Annotated in this window: 1 protein-coding gene; it reads right to left on the bottom strand. The window is 69.4% G+C overall.

What is annotated here, in order from left to right; genetic code table 11:
- Nucleotides 1-212 (bottom strand): hypothetical protein (locus tag SB754_RS21560; RefSeq protein ID WP_410784364.1); only part of this gene is annotated, 212 nt, incomplete at its 3' end.
- Nucleotides 213-255: the final 43 nt, after the last annotated feature.

Genomic DNA, 255 nt, shown 5'->3' with positions numbered 1-255 from the left:
GCCGCCGCGAACCCGGCCAGCACCATGGCACCCAGGCGGAGGCGTTTGCGACGTTTCGGATTCACCGGGACCTTGCGCCGTGCCGGATCCGGGTCATCGTCGAAGTCGGGCAGTTTGCCGAAAACTTCGCGGGCCATCGCGTTCGCCGCATCCAGCGCGTCCAGGGAACGGCGGGAACCCTGGGGAGCCAGTCCGAGGCTCGTGCGCAACACGCTCAGGTCTTCGGTGGGCCGCAGGGTCGGTGCGGAACGTCCC

This window comes from Leifsonia sp. SIMBA_070 (genome assembly GCF_046534635.1).
Taxonomy (GTDB): Bacteria; Actinomycetota; Actinomycetes; order Actinomycetales; family Microbacteriaceae; genus Leifsonia.
The sequence above is the reverse complement of the archived record's forward strand: the minus strand, read 5'-3'. Positions and strand labels throughout refer to the sequence as shown.